The sequence below is a fragment of the Sphingopyxis sp. SCN 67-31 genome, from assembly GCF_001725095.1.
Genome location: NZ_MEFH01000196.1, coordinates 1 through 5,333, shown reverse-complemented (window position 1 = coordinate 5,333; position 5,333 = coordinate 1). Strand labels below are relative to the sequence as shown.

6 protein-coding genes are annotated in these 5,333 nt (G+C 66.2%); 5 read left to right on the top strand and 1 reads right to left on the bottom strand.

Features of this window, described 5'->3' with window-relative positions; translation table 11 throughout:
• Positions 1-274: 274 nt before the first annotated feature.
• A complete protein-coding gene (locus ABS88_RS23735) occupies positions 275-592 on the bottom strand; it encodes a hypothetical protein (protein WP_003042650.1) in 318 nt (105 codons plus the stop codon).
• A gap of 215 nt (positions 593-807) precedes the next feature.
• On the opposite strand from ABS88_RS23735, the gene ABS88_RS23730 reads away from it, so the two are divergent.
• The 5 genes from ABS88_RS23730 to ABS88_RS23710 all read left to right on the top strand — a co-directional run.
• The gene (locus ABS88_RS23730; RefSeq protein WP_286750780.1) at positions 808-1,797 is read left to right on the top strand and encodes an ArsR/SmtB family transcription factor; all 990 of its coding nucleotides are present in this window, start codon (positions 808-810) and stop codon (positions 1,795-1,797) included.
• The gene (metF, locus tag ABS88_RS23725) at positions 1,794-2,732 is read left to right on the top strand and encodes a methylenetetrahydrofolate reductase (RefSeq protein ID WP_286750779.1); all 939 of its coding nucleotides are present in this window, start codon (positions 1,794-1,796) and stop codon (positions 2,730-2,732) included. Before ABS88_RS23730 ends, metF begins: the two co-directional genes overlap by 4 nt.
• Positions 2,729-3,784: a homocysteine S-methyltransferase family protein gene (locus ABS88_RS23720; RefSeq protein ID WP_286750778.1), complete on the top strand. Its 1,056-nt coding sequence runs from the start codon at positions 2,729-2,731 to the stop codon at positions 3,782-3,784. Before metF ends, ABS88_RS23720 begins: the two co-directional genes overlap by 4 nt.
• On the top strand, positions 3,784-4,308 hold the full coding sequence (locus tag ABS88_RS23715; protein WP_003042643.1) for a GNAT family N-acetyltransferase: 525 nt from the start codon (positions 3,784-3,786) through the stop codon (positions 4,306-4,308). The genes ABS88_RS23720 and ABS88_RS23715 overlap by 1 nt, the downstream gene beginning before the upstream one ends.
• Before the next feature lie 18 nt (positions 4,309-4,326).
• Positions 4,327-5,333: dihydropteroate synthase (locus ABS88_RS23710; protein WP_286750777.1), on the top strand; the 1,007-nt coding region annotated here is incomplete at its 3' end.

The window sequence follows — 5,333 nt, the reverse complement described above, 5'->3', positions numbered from 1 at the left end:
GACGTTTCCTGCTGCGCCTTTTCCGAGCAAGCGGCGAGGCTGAAGGCCGCTGCGGCCATCGAGGCGAGGATGATCTTGCGCATATATGTTCCTTTCGATGTGCAAGCGGCCGGATAACCGGCCACTGGGCGCGGAGACTAACTGCGCCTGCCCGGCTTGGCAACCGTGCGGCGGGACGCGGTGGCCGCGGGGTATTGATCGCAAAAGGAAAAGGGGCCGCCGACGCATGTCGACGACCCCCGATTTCCTTGCCTGTGCAGGCGAAAGTGGAAGCTTACTTCTTGGCTTCTTCCATCTTCGCGGCAGCGGCGTCGGTCGCTTCCTTGGCGGCCGCAGCGGCTTCGCTGGCCTTGTCGGCAGCTTCGCCAGCCTTGTCGGCAGCATCGCCGGCGGCAGCGGCAGCGTCGGTCGCGGCCGAAGCGGTCGCGTCGGCGGCGCTCGAAGCGGCTTCCATCGCGCCGTCGGCGGCGCCTTCGACGGTTTCGGTGGCCGCGGTGTCGGCCGGAGCGGCTTCGTCAGCAGCCTTCTGCGAGCAAGCGGCAACGCTCAGCGACGCAGCGAGGACGAGCGACAGAGTGATCGACTTCTTCATTTGGGATACCCCTCTTGATTGAACTTCTCGACCGGCGGGCGGACCGGACCAATGCGATCCTGCTCCCGTTGATCGGGCGCCGGAATTACAAGGTTGTAAGTGGGGGCGCAACGGACTTTTTGTCTCAGGTGCGGCGTTCGTCGCAATCGCGCCCCCGCCGTCGTTGCTCGACAATTCGTTGACCACATATAAAGAAGTCTTTATATGATCCCGCGATGAGCGAGCTGATCGACATTTTCCGGGCCTTGGCCGACCCCACGCGGTTGCGCGTCGTTGCCTTGCTGCGCGAGATGGAGCTGGCGATCGGCGAGCTGGCGGCGGTGCTTGAACAGAGCCAGCCGCGCGTTTCGCGCCACGTCCGCATCCTGGCTGAAGCCGGGATCGTCGAGCGTCGCCGCGAGGGGAGCTGGGTCTTCCTGCGCATCGCCGAACGGGGGCCGGGCGCCGACATGGCTGCTGCTGCGGGGGCTTGGCCCTTTTCGACGCGCGAGGCGCTGGTGATCGCGCAGGATGCGCGCCGGCTTGCCGCGGTTCGCGCCGAGCGCGCGGCGGTGGCCGAACGCTATTTCGCCGACCATGCGGCCGAATGGGATGCGATCCGGTCGCGCCATGTCGCCGAAAGCGAGGTCGAGGACGCGATGGTCGCGATGATGCACGGGCGCGTGCTGGGCCATCTGCTCGACGTCGGCACCGGCACCGGGCGCATGGCCGAAATCTTCGCACCAACGGCGCAGCGGATCACCGCGCTCGACCGCAGCCCCGAAATGCTGCGCATCGCGCGCGCCAAACTGTCGGATCAGGCAGTGCCGGTCGATCTGGTGCAGGGCGATTTCCTCGCACTGCCCATCGCCGACGCCAGCGTCGATTCGGTGGTTATCCACCAGGCGCTGCACTTTGCGCACGAACCCGAGCGGGTCATCGCCGAAGCCGCCCGCGTGCTGCGCGATGGCGGGCATTTGCTCGTCGCCGATTTTGCGCCGCACGAGGATGAGGATCTGCGCGCGCTGGCGGCGCACGCGCGCCTCGGCTTTTCGGATACGCAGATCGGCGGCTGGTTCGCCGCGTCGGGGCTGACGCTCGAACGGACGCAAACACTCGAAGGCGGTGCGCTCGCGGTCAAGCTGTGGCTTGGCGCGCGCCGCCGTGACCAGGATCAACCCCCCGTCGCCGCGGGCGACGGCGAAGGCAAAAGGCTCGCCGCATGACCACTTCCCTCGACGCGCTGGCCGAAGCGCGCCGCGCTGCGGCGTCGCCGCTGTTCGCCAATCTGGAAGGCGACATCGGCGTCAGTTTCGAATTCTTTCCGCCCAAGACCGAGAAGATGGAGGCGCAGCTGTGGGACACGTTCCGCACGCTCGAGCCGCTGGCGCCGCGCTTCGTTTCGGTAACTTATGGTGCGGGCGGATCGACGCGCGAGCGCACCCATGCGACAGTGGCACGGATCGCGTCCGAAAGCGCGGTGCCGCCCGCCGCGCACCTGACCTGCGTCGAGGCGTCGCGCGCCGAGATCGAAGAGGTTGCGCGCGCCTATTGGGACGCGGGCGTGCGGCATATCGTCGCGCTGCGCGGCGATGTCCCCGGCGGCGGTGCGTATCGGGCGCATCCCGAGGGTTTTGCCAATGCGGTCGAGCTCGTCGCCGGGTTGAAGCGGATCGCGCCGTTCGACATTTCGGTCGCCGCTTATCCCGAGGTGCATCCCGACGCCGATTGCCCGCAGGCCGATCTCGACAATCTGAAGCGCAAGCTCGATGCCGGGGCAACGCGTGCGATCACGCAATTCTTCTTCTCGCCCGATGCCTTCCTGCGCTTCCGCGACGCCGCGGCTGCGGCGGGCATCGACGCGCCGATCGTGCCGGGCATCCTGCCGGTGTCGAACGTGTCGCAGACGCGGCGCATGGCCGATATGTGCGGCACCGCGATCCCCGCGTGGATGATAGCGCTGTTCGAAGGGCTCGACGATCTGCCCGCCGCGCGCCAGCTTGTTGCCGCGACGGTCGCGGCCGAAATGTGCCGCCGCCTCTACGCGGGCGGGGTACGCGATTTTCACTTCTACACGCTCAACCGCGCCGAACTCAGCTATGCGATCTGTCATATGCTGGGGTTGCGGCCGGTGGCGCCGGCAAAGGATAAGGCGGCATGATCTCAGCGCGCGAGGCCCTGATCGCGGCGGCGAAGGATCGCATCCTGCTCACCGATGGCGGCTGGGGCACCCAGATCCAGCTCCGCAAGCTCGGCGAAGCCGATTATGCGGGATCGCTCGGCCTCGGTCACGATCAGAAGGGTAATAACGACATCCTTGCGCTGACGCGGCAGGATGTCGTGACCGCGATCGGCGAGGCCTATCTCGCCGCCGGATCGGACATCGTCTCGACCAACACGTTCAGCGCGAACCGGATCAGCCAGGCCGATTATGGCGCCGAAGCGCTCGTTGCTGACATCAACCACGAAAGCGCGCGCCTGGGGCGCGAAGCGGCCGACAAGTTCGCGGCGCAGGACGGCCGCCGCCGCTTCGTCGCGGGCGCGGTCGGGCCGACGAACAAGACGCTGTCGCTGTCGCCCGACGTCAACAATCCCGGCTATCGCGAGATCGATTTCGACGAATTGAAGGACGTCTATCGCGAACAGGTAATCGCGCTCGCCGAGGGCGGAGCCGATTTCATCCTGATCGAGACGATCTTCGACACGCTCAATGCCAAGGCCGGCATCGCCGCGACGCTCGAGGCGGAGACGAAGGTCGGGCGCGAGCTGCCGCTGATGATCTCGATGACGCTCACCGACCTGTCGGGTCGCAACCTGTCGGGCCACACGGTCGAGGCTTTCTGGTATGCGGTGCGTCATGCGAAGCCGCTGACAGTGGGGCTCAACTGTTCGTTCGGCGCGGCGCAGCTTCGCCCGCATGTCCGCGTGCTCTCCGACCTCGCCGACACGCTGGTGATGGTCTATCCGAACGCCGGCCTGCCCAACGAGCTTGGCGAATATGACGAACTGCCCGACACGACCGCGGCGCTGGTCCGCGAATGGGCCGACCATGGTCAGGTGAACATCCTCGGCGGCTGCTGCGGATCGACCCCGGCGCATATCGCGGCGATGGCAAGGGCCGTACAGGGCCTCCCCGCGCGCCGGATTCCCGAGGTGCCGGTGCGCACGCGCCTTGCCGGGTTGGAACCCTTCACGATGGCGGCGGCATCCTGATGGAGGACGGACCGACATGGGCGATCCGCGAGGCCGGAGAGGCTGATGCCGCCGCGTTGGCGTTGATCGGCGCCGCGACCTTCCTCGAAACCTTCGCGGGCATTCTCGACGGCGAGGCGATCGTCGGGCATTGCGCGGCGCAGCATCAGGAGGCCGCCTATCGCGCCTATCTGGCGTCGGGCGCGCGCGCCTGGCTTGCCGAGGCGCAGCCGGGCGGCGCGCCGATCGGCTTCGCGCTGATCGGCCGGCCCGACCTAGCCGCTGCCGAGGCGGGCGACATCGAACTCAAGCGCATCTATTCGCTGTCGCGTTTTCATGGCAGCGGACTTGGCGCCGCACTGATGCGCTGCGCTCTTGACGCTGCGGCAGGGCATCGCCGCCTGTTGCTCGGCGTTTACGCCCGCAACGAACGGGCGCTCGCTTTCTATCGCAAGCAGGGCTTCGTCGACGTCGGGACACGCCAGTTCAACGTCGGGGGAAAGCTCTACGACGACCGCGTTCTCGCCCGCCCGCTTGCTGCCTGATTCTCTTTGGACTGTTCGATGACCGCAACTCTTTCCTCCTCCTCGTTCGTCAACATCGGCGAACGCACCAACGTCACCGGCTCCGCCGCCTTCAAGCGGCTGATCCTCGCCGACGATTTCACCGCGGCGGTCGAGGTCGCGCGCCAGCAGGTCGAAAATGGCGCGCAGGTCATCGACGTGAACATGGACGAAGGCCTGCTCGACGCTGTGCGCGCCATGACGACCTTCCTGAAGCTGATCGCCGCCGAACCCGACATCGCGCGCGTGCCGGTGATGATCGATTCGTCGAAGTGGGAGGTGATCGAAGCAGGGCTGAAATGCGTCCCCGGCAAGCCGATCGTCAATTCGATCAGCATGAAGGAGGGCGAGGAGGCTTTCCTGGATCATGCACGCAAATGCATGGCCTATGGCGCCGCGGTAGTCGTGATGGCGTTCGACGAGGTCGGACAGGCCGACACCAAAGAGCGCAAGATCGAGATTTGCGAGCGTGCCTACAAGCTGCTGATGACCATCGGTTTTCCGCCCGAGGACATCATCTTCGACCCCAATATCTTCGCGGTCGCGACGGGGCTTGAGGAGCATGACAATTATGCGGTCGATTTCATCGAGGCGGTGAAGGAAATCCGCGTTCGCTGTCCGCACGTCCATTTCTCGGGCGGGCTGTCGAACCTCTCTTTCGGCTTCCGCGGCAACGAGACGGTGCGCCGCGCGATGCACAGCGTCTTCCTCTATCACGCGATCCCCGCCGGGCTCGACATGGCGATTGTCAACGCGGGGCAGCTCGACGTCTATGACACGATCGACCCCGAACTGCGCACCGCGTGCGAGGATGTCATCCTCAACCGCAAGGTGGAGGGCGAGGAACTGAGCCCGACCGAGCGGCTGATCGTGCTCGCCGAACGCTACAAAGGAAGCAACGCGGCGCAGGAAAAGGCGGCCGAGGAATGGCGCGGCTGGCCGGTCGAAAAGCGGCTCGAACATGCTTTGGTCAAGGGCATCGACGCGCATGTCGTCGACGATACCGA

Bases quoted from the DNA above. Each gene is read 5' to 3' on its own strand.
- ABS88_RS23735 (WP_003042650.1), bottom strand. From the start codon at position 592: ATGAAGAAGTCGATCACTCTGTCGCTCGTCCTCGCTGCGTCGCTGAGC.
- ABS88_RS23730 (WP_286750780.1), top strand. From the start codon at position 808: ATGAGCGAGCTGATCGACATTTTCCGGGCCTTGGCCGACCCCACGCGG.
- metF (WP_286750779.1), top strand. From the start codon at position 1,794: ATGACCACTTCCCTCGACGCGCTGGCCGAAGCGCGCCGCGCTGCGGCG.
- ABS88_RS23720 (WP_286750778.1), top strand. From the start codon at position 2,729: ATGATCTCAGCGCGCGAGGCCCTGATCGCGGCGGCGAAGGATCGCATC.
- ABS88_RS23715 (WP_003042643.1), top strand. From the start codon at position 3,784: ATGGAGGACGGACCGACATGGGCGATCCGCGAGGCCGGAGAGGCTGAT.